Here is an 18,295-nt window from a genome sequence, read left to right as displayed (position 1 = left end):
AAGCTATGATGAAATTCCTGGCAGACAATATCAGGTATCCGGTTGAAGCACAGAAAGAAGGTATCCAAGGGCGTGTGATCTGTGAGTATGTGGTGATGAAAGACGGCAGCATTTATGACGTGAATGTGGTACGCGGCGTAGACCCGTCGCTGGATGCGGAAGCAATACGCATAATTAAGTTAATGCCTAAATGGAAACCGGGTACACAGCGTGGCAAGGCCGTAAATGTACGGTTTGTATTACCGGTTGTTTTCAGGTTGCAAGGCAACACTCTGCAAAACGAGATACTCACAACAGAAGATAAAGAGGCTCTTTCAAAAGGTAAAGAGATAGATGAGATTGTGGTCGTTGCCTATAGCGGTGAGGGAAGCCGCGTGCAGGAGGTAATCGATCAGGATAAAAAGAGCATGGACAACGAGGATATTTTTGTGGTGGTGGAAAATCCACCTGAATTTCCCGGCGGACCGGAAGCTATGATGCAATTTTTGGGAGATAATATTCGTTATCCGAAAGAAGCACAGGAAAAAAAGACCCAGGGGCGTGTGATCTGTAACTTTGTGGTGATGAAAGACGGCAGCATCAACCACGTAAATGTAGTGCGTGGCGTAGAGCCCTCTCTGGATGCGGAAGCAGTGCGTGTGCTTCAGACAATGCCCAAATGGAAACCGGGTACGCAGCGCGACCAGGCTGTAAATGTACGGTTTACATTGCCGGTAGTTTTCCGGTTGGATAAGAAGAACAGTTCTGATATCCCGACAACAGGTATTAAAACAGACAAAAACAGCGAGTCGGAATCAGCCTATTTGAAAGTTCTTTCACAAAACATTAAATATCCGGTGATTGCCCAGGAAAACGGGATCACAGGGATGGTGAAAGCCGTTTACAGTGTGAATGAGAGGGGCGAGATATCAAACATAAGAATTAAACAGGGGGTTGACCCCTCATTGGACTCGGAGGTGATAAGAGTATTAAATTCTCTGCCGCCTGATGTTGTGCTGAAAAAAGTGGGAGGGAAAGCTAATCCGGAAGTTGAAGCATCCGTATATTTCCGGTTACAAAATGAAGAATCGTCCCCTGGAGTTTCCGTTGAAAGTGATATTGTAGTGGTAGGTTACAGGGCTAAGTAGAGATTTGTTTCAACATTTACATGAACACATTATGGCTCCGTTTTTTATATACCTGATACAAGTAAATATTGCCCTGGCTTTGTTTTATCTCTTGTACGCAATTGTGTTGAAGAGAGACACCTTTTTACGGCTGCGGCGCTTCTTTTTCCTGTCGGCGATTGTCTTTTCGCTTCTTTATCCCTTGTGGTCTATCCCGGTGCTCGGTGATTTCTGGATTTCCTCCATCGCGTCGGGAGAAGCGGAAGCAATGGTATTTATAGAAGAGCCAGGTACGGCGATAGTGGTAGAGGAAGATAGTGCCGTCAAAGTTGCCGTTCTCTGGGAAAGGATTATTTCGTTGGTTTATATTATTGTTACTGTTGTATTCCTGTTACGGTTTATCGGGCAGTTCCTGTCGGTCCTTCGCATGAATAGGAAGTGCGAAAGATGTATCATTATCGGGGTTCCGGTTTATCAGTTAAAGGACGATATAACCCCTTTTTCGTTTTTTAACCGGATCTTTATTCATGCGGGAAAGCATTCCGAAGCCGAATTGTCCCAGATTTTACTGCACGAACAAACGCATGTGCGCCAGCAGCATTCCATCGATATCATGCTCCTCGAATTATTGTGCCTGTTTTCCTGGTGGAATCCGTTTGTGTGGCTGATGAAGCGGGAAATGGCCATGAATCTGGAATACCTGGCGGATAACGGTGTACTGAGGGAAGGCGTCGACAGCCGGGAGTACCAGTACCATCTTTTACGATTAACTTATCATGAAACTGCAGTTCAGATAGTAAATAACTTTAATGTATCACAACTAAAACAACGGATTATGATGATGAATAAAACGAAATCGCCTACGTTGAAACTGGCGAAATACCTGCTGATACTTCCTTTGGCTTTTTTACTGATAGTAGCCAATAGTTGTGTAAACCGGGAAAAGAAAAATGACGGAGAGGCGGTAACGGAGAATGGCACATCTGCGCCGGGCTCAACGGATACGCCCGATCTCCTTCCCGAAGAAAAGGTTGAAGATAACAGTGAAATTTTTGTGGTCGTAGAGGAACAACCTTTATTCCCCGGCGGAAATGCGGCCATGATGCAGTTCTTGTCAGATCATATAAAATATCCGACAGAGGCAAAGGAAAAAGGTACTGAAGGAAAGGTGATCGTCAACTTTGTGGTTGAAAAAGATGGCCGTCTAAGTGATTTTAACGTTGTTCGCGGTATTGATCCCTTATTGGACAATGAAGCAGTAAGGGTGTTGAAACTTATGCCGGGCTGGACTCCCGGTAAGCAGCGGGGAGAGACTGTAAGAGTACGGTTTACATTGCCCGTGGTTTTCAGATTACAGGCGAATGATAAAAAATCTTCCACTGCACCACCTCCGCCACCCATACCAGGCAAATCTGATGAAGTTTTTGTGGTCGTAGAAAGACAGCCTGAATTTCCCGGCGGTAATGCAGCCATGATGAAATGGCTTTCGGACAACATCAAATATCCGGTGACAGCGCAGCAAAACGGAATACAAGGCCGTGTAATAGTTAATTTTATAGTGGAGAAGGACGGAAGCCTGAGTGATTTTCAGGTTGTCCACAGTGTGGATCCTTCCCTCGATAAAGAGGCCGTCAGGGTAATAGAGGCCATGCCAAAGTGGAAACCGGGTGTTCAGAGGAGAGAGGCGGTGAGAGTCCGTTATACTTTGCCGGTTGTCTTCAGGCTTCAAAATTGAACTATTTCGTTAAGCAATACGAACAGAAAGTAAACTGGTTTGCATTATGTCGTTGCGGGAATTAACAATCGAGGAGCTAGCGACTCAAATAGTCTGATATAATTGAATCAACCTTCTTGTTAATCATTCTTTCGATATGGGCAGAGGACAAGTTTACTTTGGTCTCTGCTCATTTGGATAAATAACTATGGCCCGGCAATGTGCAGAATCAAAGGGGGTTTCCTGAAAGTGGAATATTCCTTATTATTTAAAAAAAAACTCCTTATGACACTTAGATCTATATTTTTCAGTCTGTTACTCCTGCATTCGGGGTGCTTATTGTCGCAATCGAATGAGGTGCAGGATGCCCTGCGGAACTATCAATATAATAAGGCGTTGGGGTTATTGGACCAGGAGCCGCCTATCCGGGAAAATTTGTTACTAAAAGCCACCTGTTATGAGAAATTGTATAACTATACTTTTGCACTGGGTATTTACAAACAGTTGGTGGAAGAATACCCCGATGATACGAACGTGATGATTTCTATGGCGGAATGTGCCTCACAAGCCGGAGACTCCCGGCTATCGTTGCAGTCCTGGATTACGGCTGACAGCTTATCGCCCGATAACCTGTTCATTCAAACCCAGAAAGCAATGGCATTTTACAGGAACAATAATTGGGCAGAAACTATTGAACAGGCCACAACAGTCTTTAAAACAGATTCTGTTCCTTTATTGCTCCGTATGGTGGGTGACGCCTATTTATACAGTTCCGAAGGTGACTCCGCAATCTGGTATTATTCCAAAGCCATAGGGAAAAATCCGGGGGATTATCTGGCCGTGAATAAGCTGGGGAATATTTATCTGGGAGCAAAATTTTATGATGCTGCGATCAATCTGACGGAAACATATCTTGAAAAAATCAATCCCGGCCAGCAACTGGTCGGTCAATTGAACGGAATGGCGCACTACTCGGCGGGTAACTATAAGGAAGCAACCCAACGGCTAAAAGAAAATGTGGCCTTGGGCGACAGTTCATACACTACCTGCTACTATCTGGGTATGAGCCTATATGCAGGTAAATTGTATTACGAAGCGGTATCCTGGCTGGAGAAAGCATACGGACAGAACAACACCGATATTAATTTGCTCTATTACTACGGGACAGCCCTTTCCCGGACATACGACCGCAAGAGAGGGATAGAGGTGCTGACGGAAGGTGTGGAGAAGATCGAAGAAATGAATGCAATGCTGTTTGACTTTGACCGATCTTTTGCCGATGCCTATATGCGGTCGAAAAATTATGTCAAAGCCATCGAATACTTTCAGTCGGCTTATAAGCGGAACCCGGGTATCCATTTCCTGCTCTACAACATCGCCTACTGTTACGATTCCATGAATGAATATAAGAATGCCATCACCTATTACGAGCGCTTCCTGAAGACGAGTCCCAAAGATAGAAGAATGGAAGCCAATGACTTGATAGAGGAAGTGGACTCCGGAAAAATCAGTTCTGCGGAAACTTCTTACAGAAACGCTTCATTGCGCATTGAGAAGCTGAAAGAGGAGTTGTTCTTCCAGTCAACGGGTAGCAGGAGCAAAGAGTAAAGAGTAAAGAGTAAAGAACCGGGATTCTTATTCAGTAATTATTTGATTGTAACGCGTAAGCGAATAACGGCGTAAGTCAAATACCATGAATGCAATGAATAATATCAATTAAAGATATCGTCAATCCCTTCACTTTCGATCACCGGATCGTTGCCGCGGTAAAAGTCGGGAGAGTAGCGTTGCATATCATGACAGGGGTCGAAATCGGCGGGGATCTCGAACGTGCCGTTGTCCTTGTAATTTAATTCGGTATCGGCATAGACCTTCTGATAAAAGATACCGTGAATGGGTAATGCCATCCTGGCTCCCTGCCCGTAGGCCATCTGATCGAAATGGATAGAGGGTTCTTCACCGCCCACCCAGCAACCTGCTACCAGCGTGGGAGTGAACGACATGAACCAGCCGTCGGAGTTGTTATTGGTTGTACCTGTTTTTCCGCCCATTTGCCCTTTCAGGTTGTAGCTCCGTAACCTGCTTCCCGTACCGCCATCCACTACAGCTTTCAGCATGTCGAGCATCTTATAGGAGGTCGATTCGCTGAAAATCTCCTTCATCCGGGGGGTGTTTGAGTACACTTCAGTACCATGGGAGTCTTCAATACGGGTTACCAATACCGGTTCCACACGGATACCCCTGTTTATGAAAGCGGAATAGGCGCCCACCATCTCATATACGGAAGCGTCATTCGGCCCTAACGCCAGGGAGACCACCGGATCGGCAGGAGTTTTCAATCCGAACGATTGGAGCATGCGGGCAAATGCGTAGGGTGAGAACTGCTTCATGAGATAAGCGGTTACCCAGTTGTCGGAGTTTTGCAACCCCCATTTTATAGATACAAACTCTCCGATTGCTCCGCGCGTATTTCTGGGTTCCCAGGGCTCATTTGTTTCTGTCATTAGGGTTACCGGCCCGTGGATCATACCGTCGCAGGGGCTCATTCCTTCCTCCATCGCCAGCGTGTAGAGGTAGGGTTTGATGGTAGAACCGATCTGGCGCTTGCCGGTAGAGACCATGTCATATTTGAAGAATCTGAAATCAGGACCGCCCACATAGGCTTTTACATGTCCTGTAAAAGGATCCATCGCCATGAAACCGGTACGCAGGAAATTTTTATGGTAGCGGATGGAATCCCAGGGTGTCATGAGCGTATCCACTTCCCGGTTTTCCCAGGAAAAGACCTTCATCTCCACCGGTTTTTTCTTAAAATTTTCGAGAATCTCCTCTTCACTGAGCCCGCCCTGTTTGAGGACGCGGTAGCGCTCGCTCTGTCTCATGGACGCCATCATCAGGTTCTCTACCCGGTCGCTTACTTCCCGGGAGTAGGGGGCATAATCTCTTCCTCTCTTTTCACGAAAAAATTGCCCTTGGAGATACCCTCCCAGATGTTCTTTTACGGCTGCTTCCGCATAGCGCTGCATGCGGGAATCGAGGGTAGAGTAAATTTTCAATCCGTCGGTATAGATATTGTAGTTGGAATTGTCGGGTTTTTTATTTTTGTTGCACCAGCCGAAAAGCGGATTTTCTTCCCACGAAAGCGAATCTTCCCTGAACTGCTGCCCTTGCCACGATGCGTAATTCTTCCTCTCCGGTTTTTTTGCCATCATGATCTTTGCCAGATGCTGGCGGTAGTAAGGAGCGATAATATCGACGTGGTCGGAACGGTTAAAATCGATCGCAAGGGGAAGTTGTTTCAACGAGTCGCCTGCCTGTTTGTTGAGGTGGCCTGCTTTCTGCATTTGGGAGATCACTACATTCCTGCGGTCTTTAGTTACTTCCGGACGGCGCCTTGGATTGTACAGGGATGGGTTTTTCAACATTCCTACTAACATGGCTGACTCTTCAATATTCAGCTCTTTGGGTGTTTTGTTGAAGTAGGTGCGGGCGGCAGATTCGATGCCGATCGCACTATAGTTGAAATCTACTTTATTCAGATAGAGATTAATGATCTCGTCCTTTGAATAAAAGCGTTCCAACTTAGCTGCAATTACCCATTCGACAGGTTTCTGGAAAACACGCTGTATTTTATTATTAGCCCTGGGTGAATAGAGCAGTTTTGCCAACTGCTGTGTGATGGTACTGCCTCCCCCGCTTTCTTCACGGCTAAGTATAAGTGTCTTAAATATAACCCTTCCCAATCCGATGATATCGATGCCGGAGTGGGAATAATAGCGCACATCTTCCGTGGCGATCAATGCATTGATGAGATGGGGAGAGAGATCGGAATAATCTACAAATATGCGGTTATCGTCACTTTGGGAATAGGTGAACAGTAAGTCATTATCCGTAGAGATCACCTGCGAGGCATATTTGTCGATCGGATTCTCCAGTTGGTCAATTTTGGGAATATAGCCTATCATTCCCGCAGAAACAAGCAGGAAAAAAAGGATACCCCCTCCTACCATGAGGCCGAAAAGGCTCCACATGGTTTTGGCGATGTCATTCTTTTGTGATTTACCTTTTGTTTTAGGGTTTCTCTTCTGACTCCTTATTTGCTTACTCATACCTTATCTTATTCTCCCGTATAATTTATAGACACTGAAAGATTGCGACAAAAGTACATAAAAGCATTGTAAACAAGAAGGAAGATCTATTAAAAATAGTTTTACAGGCCTTTTCAATATCCCACAGCGGTCCCGTCAGAATCGGAAAGTGAATCCGCCGGAGGCATTGAATCCTTGTGCCGGATAACCGTACCATATATCATATTTCTGAGAGAACAGGTTGTTCGCTCTCAGGTTGATTGAAAAGGCATCGTTGATCTGGTAGAGTGCGCCTGCATTGAGATCGTTGATATTGTCCATTTCCCGGTTTGCCCCGTCGTAATAGGACCAGCGGTCTCCGGCAAAATAATAACTGGCCGTGAGTTTCAGGTAACCCGTCAGATTGAATGCGGCGCGGATATCGGCCTCAAAACCAGGTTTATTATAAGCTTTGGGATCATCGATCCGCTCTTCCTCCATAGTGATATAGTCCAGACTGTAGAAATTCTTTTTTAACCGCAGTGAAATGTCGAGTGGAGCCCAGATATTGCTTTGGATCATTCCACCGATATGTGCGTGTGACAAGTCGCCGTATACAGGTCTGAGCACTTCCCGGTAAGGTCCCAACCCATCTCCGCCAATCACATCACGGCCGTTCAGTATCAGGAAATGTTCATCATCGGTCTTTTTGAATCCGCCAAAGAGATCGAACCGGAATCCGCTGACCTCGCCGATTTTCGCCCCGGCGTCAATATCGACGATGGAGTAGGAGGGTCTTACATTGCCATAAGGGCGGATGTACCGCGATTCTTGTATCATCTCAAGAAAGGTATTATTGCTGAACCCGCCGTGAATATGCGCGTAGAGCGACGAATGTTCGGTTACCGCCCATTGCAACTTTACGTTAGGCGCAACACGTGCCTTTGTGTTGCCGGAAATCTGAAACATTACATCGGCGCCTAATCTGGCGTAACTGTGTGAACTTCCGAAAGTGATATAAGGAGTGGCATTTATCAGGAAATAATCGCTGAGGTCGCCGTTGTAGAATGTGGTGAAGATCTTCCCGTCGATACCCAGTTTACTTTGTGTATCGAAGAAAGGTTTGTCGAATCCCACCATGGCGTTCACTTCATTTCCCTTTATTCCTTCCGAACCGACAAGATCGCCGAATTTCGTGGAAAAGTTTCGGAAATTGATATATCCCCTGTAATTCAACAGGTCCGATTCATGTGAAGCGACCCCGACTTTTGCATCCAACACTCCTAAACTTTGGTTCTCATCGGCATATAAAGGTTCATTGCCAAATCTGTTCCCGTAGTAGTTGAAAAGGGAGTGAAGGTAGGAAAGATCCAGGTTGAGCGTGAGTGCATCGGCCCGGTGCCGGTAGCCGAGGCTTCCCTCATTATCCATGAAATAGGCTTTGTTGCTCTGCGGTTCAACATTCTGCACATACTTTACATCCCCGTTTGTGGAATTATGCAAAAAGGTGAAAGCGAGATTATTTTTTTCATTTTCTACCAGGCGATAGCCAAACGCCCCGTTCAGATTGGCATAATTACCCGCGTTGAATGAGAGGTATCCCTTTTTCCGGCTGTAAGGAATCTCCGTCATAATATTCCCCGGGCGGGGTAATGCAATTTCCAGCGGAGGAGTCGTGCGGCCTGCCCAACTGGAATAGTTGGTGTTGGCTTTTTGAACGACGGGCTCACGCAAAGCCGGCAGTGAATTGATCTTGTCGGCGTCCAGCAGGGTGGGGTTGAAATCGCGTTCCAGTTCCATCTGGCGCCTCAGCAGAGAGTCGGCTGTCTGTGCAAAACTTCCGGCGGATAATGCCAATGCTGTTATAAGGACATATATTTTCTTCATACGAATATAAATTTGCTAATGTGACTAAAGTGCGAATGTGCCAATGTGACTAATATGTCAATGTGCCAATTGATGGGATTATTTTTCACTTTTAGTTTTTAGTTTAAAAGTCTCTCGTTGATCATCTGTTGGATATCGGCTTCATCTCCTTTATAATTGGATTTCAGGCTTTCCAGGTATTGGCGCGCCTGAAATTCATCGCCTTTGGCAAGATAAGTGTCCGACAGGACAATGAGCGCCCGGGCCATCCAGTACTGGTGGGGTGTTCCTTTCTGCATGAACTCTTTGACCTGCGCTTCGGCACGGTCATACGATTTCCATCGGTAATAGGCGTCGGCAAGGATGAACTGGGCCTCGGCTCCATAAATACTACGGGTATCATTGGCTACGAACTGGAAATCAGCCATGGCATTGTCCGTTTCATTGACCTGCTGATACGCTTTTCCCCGCAGGTATCTCGCTTCGATCACCGTTTCGGGTGAAAGATTATCGTTTGAGAGCAAGTCGGTGGCGGCACGGGCCGCTTCATGATAACTTCCCAGTTGCGATTGTGTGCGTACAACTCCCATTTGTCCCATTTGTTTGTTGGTGGCGTTCCGGGCTGAAGTTGCCAATCTGGAGTAATCGGCAAGCGCCTGGCGGAAATTGCCGTTTCTATATTCTGTTTGTGAAGTATAGATAAGCGCGTTGTCGAGGAATTTTATGTTGCCGGCATCAATCACCTTTCGGAAATGTGACAGTGCCAAATCCGGGTTCTTCCTCTCATCGGCAATCACCCCGAGGTAATAATGGGCATCACTGCTGTATGCACCATTGGGATAAGATTGAATATACTTTGTCATGGCCGATTCGGCATCTGCCCGGTTACCGCGCATATAAACACTTTCAGCGGCTAAGTAAGTGAGTGAGTCCTGTCTCGACGGCGTAATACGCATCCCTCCCGGCAGTGAGTTGGCATATCGCACATAACTATCGATATCGTTCATGTCACGGTAGACCGTCTCTAAAGAAATCAGTGCATTACGCGCGTCGTCCGAACCGGGGAAATTGGTGATCACGTTTTTATAGGCAGCAATACTTTGCTGATAATTTTCGGTATTGTAGTACAATTGCCCTAACTGCACACCCCCCTGGCTGGCAAGGGGACTTTTCGGAAAATCACTGACCAGTCGTTGTAATACTGCAATGGCCTCACTCTCCCTGTTGAGCATGGTGAGCGCACGGCTCTTCTCATAAAGAGCGTCATCAAAATATTGTGAATTGGGGTAGTTGCGCATCAGGTTATCCAGCGCCGTGATCTTTCCCTGATAGTTGTGTTGGAGTCCCATCACAAAGGCCCGCTGATAGGCGGCATAATCGGCCGAGGAGGGGTTGATGTCCGCGGCCTGCGCATAGTAGCGTTCCGCTTCACTGAAGCTACGATTAAAATAGTAACTGTCACCCACGCGATTCAATGCATCGGCATATTCCGGCCGGTTCCTTGTTTTCTCTGCAGCGATGTATTGCTGGAAAGCATTGACCGCCTGGTTGTATTGTTGTTGTTTAAAGAGGGCATATCCCAGATTATACCACCCGAGCGCGTAGTTCTCGTCTGCAGAGGTTGCATTTTGGGTAAACTGCCGGAAATCGTTGGCAGCATTGCTGTAGTTACCCATTCGGTAGTAAGTTTCACCCCGCCAGAAATAAGTGTTATTGAGAGCTTTGGTATCCTGATTGCCTAAACCGATACTGTTATTGAAATGTTGTACCGCCTCGTTCATGTTACCGTTGATAAATGCCTGCGCTCCCAACTGGAAAAGCACCATCTGTTTTGCTTCCAGTATCCGGCGCCCGGGGTTAGTGATGCGGTTGATGGCATTCAGGGCGGCTTGGTAATCTTTGGTAGTAAGGAAAGTTTCAGCCAGGATATCATTTACCTGGTCTTTGTAGGGCGAATTGGGAAATTCCCGGAGGAAGTTCTCGAACAAGGTGATGGATTCGCTGAAGACCGAAAAATTGGTCTCATGGGCCAGCAACGCATAGTTGAACATGGCCGTTTCCCGTACCTGCGGATTGAAGTTATCGCGGGAAGCTGCCTCGAAAGCCATCTGGGCGGATTGTTTCTGATTCAACCGCAGATAGGTTTGTCCCAATTGCAGTTGCGCGTTCTGGGAGAGCTCGTCAGATTCGCCTACGGCTTGTTGGAACATCTGCACAGCCCTGCTGTAATTGCCTGTTTCGAAATATGACAATCCTAAGAAATAAGCATCGCCCCGGAGTGGCTTGTTCACGCCGGCAAGATAATTTTCGTAATAGGGTACGGCCCTGGAGGCTTGTCCCAGCCTGTAATAACCGTTACCAAGAACCCTGTATGCTTCGGTAAGGTGTTCGCTTGCCGGATACCGGTGCACGAATGCTTCCGACAACCTGACGGCCTCTTCTATCCTGCCGTCAAAGAAAGTAGCCTGGGCCGTATAAAAAGCTACCTCTTCACTGTATTCGGGATGATCTTTCAATCGTTCAAAACGGCGCAATGCCTCTGTATAATTTCCATTGGAGTATTCGATATACCCCAGATAAAAAGCGGCTGCATCCCGGTATTTGCCACTGTTTTGGGAGAGTAATCCGAATAAACGTGTAGCTTCCTCTTTATTTCCCAATTGCAATTGGGTATAAGCCAAACGGAAACTGTAATCTTCCTGTTCAGGCAGGATGAGGTAGTCGAGGTCGGCCTGATTGAACCGCTCTCCGGCAGCCTGCCACTCTTTCTTGTCGAAATAGTACGAGCCGATCAGGAAATTAACATGGTAACGGTGGACGGTTTCAGGATATGTATCAAGAAACGCTTCCAACATATTCCCACTGTTATCATCGCCGCTACGGAACGATGATACGGCCATCATATAGGCCGCTTCCTCTTTCAGATAAGCATCGTCACTCCCGGCAACGAATTTTTCCAGCAATTGTTTGGCGCCTTCGTAATTCCCTTCAAGGAACATCTCTTTTCCCTGGTTGAACAGTTGCTCAGGCTGAGCGTGGTATGCTGTCCTCTGCGCTATGGAAACCTGTGCTATAACGGCAAGGATAAACAGTAAGATGATTTTCTTCATATTTGGATTATTTATTCTCAAGTAATAATTTTTCAACTCCTTTACGAATAGAAACTAACCCGAAATCAGCCGGATTGAGCCTTTCTAACGCAATAAATAGCAACTCTGAGACATCGTCTTGTGCTGTTAAATGATTGAATTCATTTACTCTGCATTTGAAGAAGATATCTACAGTATGTACTTCAAACCCCGAATATAGATAAATATTCGGAATGGAGAACAAATATTGCGATGAATTTATCGACAGCCCCGTTTCCTCCCTTATTTCCCGGCTCACCGCTTCTTCCGCCGTTTCATGCATATCGACAAAACCGCCCGGAAGATCCAGGGTACCTTTCGCCGGATCTTTCGCCCTGCGGGCAACCAGTATCTCATCCTTGCTGTTCTCGATAACCGCCACCACGGCCGCCGAGGAGTTGAAGTAATAAATAAAACTGCAATCGGTGCACTTCTTTGACTTTTCGTTATGCGCGGTAAATTGTTTTGAACCGCACTTCGGGCAAAACTGAAATTGCTGTAAAGGATGCTGCATGTTAATGAGACTAATGTGCCAATGAGACTAATGTGCCAATGAAACCAATGAGACTAATGTGCCAATGAGACTAATGTGCCAATGAAACCAATGTGCCAATGAAACCAATGTGCTAATGTGCCGATGAGACTAATAAGTTAATAAACCAATAACAATGAGGTGATTAATAATTGGTAATTATAATCACCATATGAGTAAATCAGTCCATCTGCTAATCATTTTATTTCCGGGTGACTTCCACGATCTGTGTCCTGGGTTGTTCCCTGTTTCGTTTGTCGACAGCCGTAACCAGGTTATCGGCAAGTTCGGAGAAAGCTATACCGGTGATGCTTTCCGGATGTAATGCTACGGGTTGACCGTCATCGCCGCCTTCCCGAATGCTTTGTACAATGGGGATTTGCCCCAATAACGCGTATCCTTGCTCCTCGGCCAATCGCTTACAACCCTCTTTCCCGAAGATGTAATACCTGTTTTCCGGTAGTTCTGCCGGTGTGAACCATGCCATATTTTCCACCAATCCCAGAATGGGTACATTCACCTTATCACCGGTGAACATGTTGATCCCTTTGCGTGCATCTGCCAGCGCCACCTCCTGGGGAGTGCTTACAATCACCGCACCGGTAATGGGAAGTGTCTGCACCAGCGTAAGGTGGATATCGCTTGTCCCCGGGGGGAAATCGATCAGAAAATAATCCAGTTCACCCCAGTCGGCATCGCCGATCAGTTGTTTCAACGCATTGCCGGCCATTGCCCCGCGCCAGACCACAGCATCTTCCTTCTTGACGAAGAACCCTATGGAGAGCATTTTTATTCCGTAATTTTCGATAGGAACAATGAGGTCGCGGCCATTTTTCTTCTCTAACGCCGGCCCTGCATCTTCTACACCGAGCATTTTGGGTACCGACGGGCCGAAGATATCGGCATCCAGCAGTCCTACCCTGTATCCTTTCTGTGCCAGTGCCACCGCGAGATTGGTACATACGGTGCTTTTACCTACCCCGCCTTTCCCCGACGCCACGGCGATGATATTTTTCACCCCCGGCAACAAATCGGGAAGTTCCGGCCGGGGCGCCTGTGTCGATTTCACAGAGATATTACCCTGGATATCGATATTTTCGTCGGCATACATCAGAATGGCCTGCTCGGCCATTTTTACGACCGATTTAATAAACGGATCGTGGGCTTTTTCGGTGATGAGCGAGAAACTCACTTTCATTCCCTCGATGCGGATGTCGTCGGCTACCATGCCGGCAGAAACAATGTCTTGCCCCGTTCCGGGATAACGCACGTTTTTCAGTGCGTCGATAATCAGTTGTGGGTATATTGCCATAATATTAATGAGACTAATTAATTAATATGCCAATGTGACTAATGTGAATAATGAGTCAATATGACAATTATTAGTATATTTATTTCAAACTTTGTTTGGATGTATAAATGATTTTATTAATAATCTTCTGAATTTCTTTGAGTTTATCGAATAAAATCTCGTCAAACAAATAATCTTCGGCGTGCTTACAAAGCATCAACCAGTATTCTGTTTCATCAGCTTCTTTGGCTGCAATCTTGAATTTATGTATAAAATCTGCTTTACTTTCACAATTTTGAGCTTCTCTCACGTTTGCACCAATAGGGTACCGCTTTTCAATAACTGTTGTCCAATTATAAATTTTTTATTTTCATTTAGTTTTTCGGTGAATGTAATAATATCTAAAGCAAAACTAAAAGTCATATCTATAATAATATTTCCTGTTTCCATTTTACTCAACCATTTACACATTTAAAACATTATTCTCATTATTCCCATTGGCACATTATATCCTCGCATCGCGACCAAAGCTGCGGTACTCATCTTTTTCTATTTCTATGTCCGGTTCCGTCCACTGGTGATCTTTCGGACAGAGAAACCGGATATATTTGATGTTTAAACCCCGCGAGAGCCACTGTTGTTCATAGAAAGTACGAGTTTCGAGAATATCTTCATTCAACCCGGAGTTGTAGAGATCGGCGGTGTCGAAAAGTACCTCGAGCCGGTTTTCCTCCACCATCGCTTTGGTATATCTGTACAGGAAATTGCTGTCCGTTTTCAGATGAATAATACCCCCATCTTTCAGAAGGCGGCTGTACTCCTCCATAAACCGGGTAGAGGTAAGCCGTTTGCTGGTTTTTTTCATCTGAGGGTCGGGAAAAGTGATCCATATCTCCGATACTTCATCCTGTACGAAAAAGTGATTAATAAGTTCTATACGCGTCCGGAGAAAAGCCACGTTTGCCAATCCTTTTTCCAGAGCGTGGGTAGCCCCTGTCCACATTCGTGCACCTTTGATATCGATCCCGATAAAGTTCTTTTCCGGAAATTTGCGCGCCAGCCCGACTGTGTATTCCCCTTTACCGCAACCCAGTTCGAGCACAACAGGATTGTCGTTGCCGAAATAGGTCCGCCATTTTCCCTTGAAAGAAAACCCTTCTTCTTTCAACGTTTCGAAGGTATATTGAAACACATTCCCGTAGGTGGCCATATCGGCAAATTTGGCCAGTTTGTTTTTTGCCATTTCAAAAACAGATCAGAAATTCATCACAAAAATAGGCATTTAAGTGTTAATAACCGAAACTTTTTATTCATTGCTGTGGGGGAAGGGAATGTTAAGGTGCCAATGTGAATAATGTGTCCATAAGAATAATGAGATTTAATGATTTGAAAATTTGACGATTTGATGATTGATTGATGTGCCAGTCTGAAATCTCGAAATTTTGAATCTTTAAATCTTGGTTCTTGAATCTTGAATCTTGAATCTGAAATTTTGAATTGAATTAACAATCCGCATAGTCAACTTCTAAAATCCGAAATCTTTCTTCCAAATAATTAATTATATCAAAAGTATCAATATTCCAAAATAATCTATACCTTTGTCAGATTGAATTCCTAAATAAGCCTTATTAATATGAGAGTGAATGACATTATGACACAACTCGAGGCAAAGCACCCGGGTGAATCTGAGTATCTTCAAGCCGTGAGAGAAGTGTTGGTATCGATTGAAGATGTATATAACCAACACCCTGAATTTGAAAGAGCGGGCATTATAGAGCGGATAGTGGAGCCCGACCGTGTGTTTACTTTCCGCGTCCCGTGGGTGGACGACAACGGGAAAGTGCATGTGAATATCGGCTACCGTGTGCAATTCAACGGAGCCATAGGTCCCTACAAAGGAGGCATCCGTTTCCATTCTTCGGTCACCTTATCTTCCCTTAAATTTTTAGGATTTGAGCAGACGTTCAAGAACGCACTTACCACCCTTCCGATGGGTGGTGGCAAAGGCGGATCGGATTTTTCGCCCAAAGGCCGTTCCCAGGCGGAGATCATGCGTTTCTGCCAGGCTTTTGTGATGGAGTTGTGGCGCAATATCGGTCCCGATACCGATGTGCCTGCCGGAGATATCGGCGTAGGTGGACGTGAAGTGGGGTATATGTTTGGAATGTACAAAAAACTGGCCCGCGAACATACGGGAACCTTTACCGGAAAGGGAATGTCATTCGGAGGCTCGCGGCTTCGTCCGGAAGCTACGGGATTCGGAGCGCTCTATTTCGTACAAAAGATGTGTGAGGCACATACTATCGATCTGAGAGGAAAGACCGTGGCGGTTTCCGGATTCGGGAACGTGGCATGGGGGGCAACGATAAAAGCCAATGAACTGGGTGCCAGAGTGGTGGCTATTTCAGGTCCCGATGGTTATATCTATGACCCGGATGGCGTGAATACACCGGAGAAGATCGACTTTATGCTCGAACTGCGTAACTCCGGAAATGATGTGGTGGCGCCCTATGCCGATGAATTCCCGAATGCAACCTTCTATCCCGGAAGGAAACCATGGGAACTCAAAGTCGACATCGCTTTACCCTGCGCTATTCAGAATGAATTGAACTTAGAGGATGCAAAGCGGTTGAAAGAGAACGGAGTATTACTTGTGGCGGAAGTTTCCAACATGGGGTGTACGGCCGAAGCGGTGGATTTCTTCCTGGAGAACGAGATACTCTTTGCCCCCGGAAAAGCGGCCAACGCAGGTGGTGTGGCCTGTTCGGGACTGGAGATGACGCAGAATGCCATGCATATTTCCTGGAGCAACGAGGAAGTGGACAAATGGTTGCACCAGATCATGAGTGATATTCACGAACAATGTGTGATGCATGGTAAAAACGGACAATATATTAACTATGTAAAAGGAGCCAATATTGCCGGTTTCATGAAAGTGGCCGACGCAATGATGGCACAAGGGGTAATATAATAAGCATTCAAATTCAGAAAGAGAGGGCGAAGTCATTATTTCGCCCTCTCTTTGATGATTTTCCTGGTTATTCTTTTACCACGGTGAGTACCGCGTTGTCGTTCCCTGCCGATAGGTCGACCGTGAAGACGTAAGTCGCGCCGACTTCCAGCGTCGTGCCCTCTACAAGCCCCAGGTTCCCGTTATCGCGGCCATTGGTGCCGTTGCCGACGAACACGATGTCGCTTTCGGTGGTAAGGGTCTGGCTGCCGAACTCTCCGCCCCAATCTTTCTGGTGGAAGAATTTGAAGTTGATTTCCGAGGCATTTACCGTCTCGCCCGCTACCAGGGTAACCTGATACGTTTTATTTCCCACGGGCGCCATGCACAATGCGTTGGGCGGGTTCCATCCCACGTGATTGGCGGTGTAGGAAGGCTTGCCCACCTGATCACCGATGATCCATAGGGCGCCCGTTCCGTCTGGCTGAAGTGTGGCTAAGTTGCTGCCAATAAGCGCTTCCACTTTCAGGTAATTGAAGGGCAAATTGGCAGTGACGCGGTATTTTCCGCTGATCGGCACGAAAGTCATCTTATCTCCGTCTTCCGCAAAGAAATCAGGATCTACCCACCAATCCGTCAATCCTTCCAAAGTGACTTCCTCACCCTGGGTTAAATCAATATCCAACTGATAATTGTCTTTGTCGGCCATATTCATTTTTTGACCATTCAGCACTACTTCGAAGAAAGGCGAAGCGGTAAATGTTCTTGTATTGAATGTTACGGAATAAGTGCCTCCCACCGGGCTTGCAAACGGTATGTCGGCTGATGTGCCTTCGGCAATGCCACCTTGTTCTTCATCCCATCCAAAAAGGATCTCACGCCCCTTGTCGTCCACTACCGGTGTTTGTATATAAGCCGGTAGCTCGGTCGACGGAAAAGCTTCTGTGGCTGCATACTCATTCGGCTCACCGGTCGGAAGCATGGGATAAGATGCCTCGGCGGTTACCAGGATGATGTAAGAATACTGGGCCCGGGTAACCGGCACATCGAATGTTTGGGTTGTTTTCTTCATAGTAGTATTCACCAGAATAAACTCCAGTGTAGCGGTTCCGTCGGGAATATTTTTTCCGAACGGGACTGCTATACTTCCGGAATATTGACCGTTCTCTTTCGTACGGATGGTTGTTTTGGACACTTCCTCCTCTCCGAAATACAATATGGCGGTCAATGTAGATAAGGGTACATCGTCATTGACCGTAGCTTCGAATGGCAAAATATCTCCAAAATGCACATTGGCAAATTGGTTTTCTATCTGCATAGCGGGATTCCCTTCCTGTTGCGGCTCTTCTACCTCGTTGGAACATGACGCCAGGGTAACGGAGACCATGAATGCAAACATCCAATATTTTATTTTCTTCATCTTCATATGTGTTATTGATTATTTTTTCCATCGATAAGAGATAACTGATTTGGCCGGTACTTCGTAAGCGAAATGATTCGGCCCGTCGTCAAGGGTAATTACTTTGCTTGCCGGATTGCTGTTGAGCAGCACCACCGCATAGGTGCCATCGGTGTTCTCAAACGCCGAATAATAAAAGCCGGAGCCCGAAAAGCCCGATGTGCCGATGCGTACCGCCCCCG

General features: G+C 46.3%; 14 protein-coding genes. 4 read left to right on the top strand and 10 right to left on the bottom strand.

Features of this window, described 5'->3' with window-relative positions:
- The 3 genes from Q0502_RS11190 to Q0502_RS11180 form a co-directional block, all read left to right on the top strand.
- A partial coding sequence (locus Q0502_RS11190) for a TonB family protein (RefSeq protein WP_298650750.1) occupies positions 1-1,127 on the top strand: 1,127 nt, incomplete at its 5' end.
- A 31-nt stretch (positions 1,128-1,158) separates the two neighbouring features.
- Positions 1,159-2,841 (top strand): M56 family metallopeptidase, encoded by a 1,683-nt coding sequence (locus Q0502_RS11185; RefSeq protein ID WP_298650749.1) that lies wholly within the window; start codon positions 1,159-1,161, stop codon positions 2,839-2,841.
- Positions 2,842-3,105: 264 nt separating this feature from the next.
- Positions 3,106-4,428: a tetratricopeptide repeat protein gene (locus tag Q0502_RS11180; protein ID WP_298650748.1), complete on the top strand. Its 1,323-nt coding sequence runs from the start codon at positions 3,106-3,108 to the stop codon at positions 4,426-4,428.
- 104 nt (positions 4,429-4,532) lie between these two features.
- Here the strand turns inward: Q0502_RS11180 and Q0502_RS11175 are convergent, their stop codons facing one another.
- The 8 genes from Q0502_RS11175 to trmB all read right to left on the bottom strand — a co-directional run bounded on the left by Q0502_RS11175 (position 4,533) and on the right by trmB (position 14,947).
- Positions 4,533-6,851: a transglycosylase domain-containing protein gene (locus tag Q0502_RS11175; protein WP_298650752.1), complete on the bottom strand. Its 2,319-nt coding sequence runs from the start codon at positions 6,849-6,851 to the stop codon at positions 4,533-4,535.
- A 213-nt stretch (positions 6,852-7,064) separates the two neighbouring features.
- A complete protein-coding gene (locus tag Q0502_RS11170; protein WP_298650746.1) occupies positions 7,065-8,774 on the bottom strand; it encodes a TonB-dependent receptor in 1,710 nt (569 codons plus the stop codon).
- A 98-nt stretch (positions 8,775-8,872) separates the two neighbouring features.
- Positions 8,873-11,863 carry a tetratricopeptide repeat protein gene (locus tag Q0502_RS11165; protein ID WP_298650744.1) on the bottom strand — a complete coding sequence of 997 codons (2,991 nt, stop codon included), beginning with the start codon at positions 11,861-11,863 and terminating at the stop codon, positions 8,873-8,875.
- A 7-nt stretch (positions 11,864-11,870) separates the two neighbouring features.
- A complete protein-coding gene (locus Q0502_RS11160) occupies positions 11,871-12,395 on the bottom strand; it encodes an NUDIX domain-containing protein (RefSeq protein WP_298650742.1) in 525 nt (174 codons plus the stop codon).
- A gap of 220 nt (positions 12,396-12,615) precedes the next feature.
- The gene (locus Q0502_RS11155) at positions 12,616-13,725 is read right to left on the bottom strand and encodes an Mrp/NBP35 family ATP-binding protein (RefSeq protein WP_298650740.1); all 1,110 of its coding nucleotides are present in this window, start codon (positions 13,723-13,725) and stop codon (positions 12,616-12,618) included.
- A 79-nt stretch (positions 13,726-13,804) separates the two neighbouring features.
- The gene (locus tag Q0502_RS11150) at positions 13,805-14,014 is read right to left on the bottom strand and encodes a four helix bundle protein (RefSeq protein WP_298650738.1); all 210 of its coding nucleotides are present in this window, start codon (positions 14,012-14,014) and stop codon (positions 13,805-13,807) included.
- Positions 14,011-14,154: a hypothetical protein gene (locus tag Q0502_RS11145; RefSeq protein ID WP_298650736.1), complete on the bottom strand. Its 144-nt coding sequence runs from the start codon at positions 14,152-14,154 to the stop codon at positions 14,011-14,013. The genes Q0502_RS11150 and Q0502_RS11145 overlap by 4 nt, the downstream gene beginning before the upstream one ends.
- Positions 14,155-14,209: 55 nt before the next feature.
- The gene (trmB, locus tag Q0502_RS11140; RefSeq protein ID WP_298650735.1) at positions 14,210-14,947 is read right to left on the bottom strand and encodes a tRNA (guanosine(46)-N7)-methyltransferase TrmB; all 738 of its coding nucleotides are present in this window, start codon (positions 14,945-14,947) and stop codon (positions 14,210-14,212) included.
- Positions 14,948-15,337: 390 nt separating this feature from the next.
- On the opposite strand from trmB, the gene gdhA reads away from it, so the two are divergent.
- Positions 15,338-16,675, top strand: coding sequence for an NADP-specific glutamate dehydrogenase (gdhA, locus tag Q0502_RS11135; protein ID WP_298650733.1), 1,338 nt, complete (start codon positions 15,338-15,340; stop codon positions 16,673-16,675).
- 67 nt (positions 16,676-16,742) lie between these two features.
- On the opposite strand, the gene Q0502_RS11130 is transcribed toward gdhA, so the two are convergent.
- Positions 16,743-18,074 carry a DUF5121 domain-containing protein gene (locus Q0502_RS11130; protein WP_298650731.1) on the bottom strand — a complete coding sequence of 444 codons (1,332 nt, stop codon included), beginning with the start codon at positions 18,072-18,074 and terminating at the stop codon, positions 16,743-16,745.
- Between the two features lie 18 nt (positions 18,075-18,092).
- The coding region (locus Q0502_RS11125; RefSeq protein ID WP_298650729.1) for a glycoside hydrolase family 30 beta sandwich domain-containing protein at positions 18,093-18,295 on the bottom strand (203 nt) is incomplete at its 5' end.

It is taken from the genome of uncultured Proteiniphilum sp. (assembly GCF_937873925.1).
Taxonomy (GTDB): domain Bacteria; phylum Bacteroidota; class Bacteroidia; order Bacteroidales; family Dysgonomonadaceae; genus Proteiniphilum.
This window is presented reverse-complemented; position numbering and strand designations above follow the sequence as displayed.

Coding starts and splice junctions, on each gene's coding strand:
- Q0502_RS11165 (WP_298650744.1), bottom strand. CDS start 11,863: ATGAAGAAAATCATCTTACTGTTTATCCTTGCCGTTATAGCACAGGTT.
- Q0502_RS11155 (WP_298650740.1), bottom strand. CDS start 13,725: ATGGCAATATACCCACAACTGATTATCGACGCACTGAAAAACGTGCGT.
- Q0502_RS11180 (WP_298650748.1), top strand. CDS start 3,106: ATGACACTTAGATCTATATTTTTCAGTCTGTTACTCCTGCATTCGGGG.
- Q0502_RS11130 (WP_298650731.1), bottom strand. CDS start 18,074: ATGAAGAAAATAAAATATTGGATGTTTGCATTCATGGTCTCCGTTACC.
- gdhA (WP_298650733.1), top strand. CDS start 15,338: ATGAGAGTGAATGACATTATGACACAACTCGAGGCAAAGCACCCGGGT.
- Q0502_RS11185 (WP_298650749.1), top strand. CDS start 1,159: ATGGCTCCGTTTTTTATATACCTGATACAAGTAAATATTGCCCTGGCT.
- Q0502_RS11170 (WP_298650746.1), bottom strand. CDS start 8,774: ATGAAGAAAATATATGTCCTTATAACAGCATTGGCATTATCCGCCGGA.
- Q0502_RS11145 (WP_298650736.1), bottom strand. CDS start 14,154: ATGGAAACAGGAAATATTATTATAGATATGACTTTTAGTTTTGCTTTA.
- trmB (WP_298650735.1), bottom strand. CDS start 14,947: ATGGCAAAAAACAAACTGGCCAAATTTGCCGATATGGCCACCTACGGG.
- Q0502_RS11160 (WP_298650742.1), bottom strand. CDS start 12,395: ATGCAGCATCCTTTACAGCAATTTCAGTTTTGCCCGAAGTGCGGTTCA.
- Q0502_RS11175 (WP_298650752.1), bottom strand. CDS start 6,851: ATGTGGAGCCTTTTCGGCCTCATGGTAGGAGGGGGTATCCTTTTTTTC.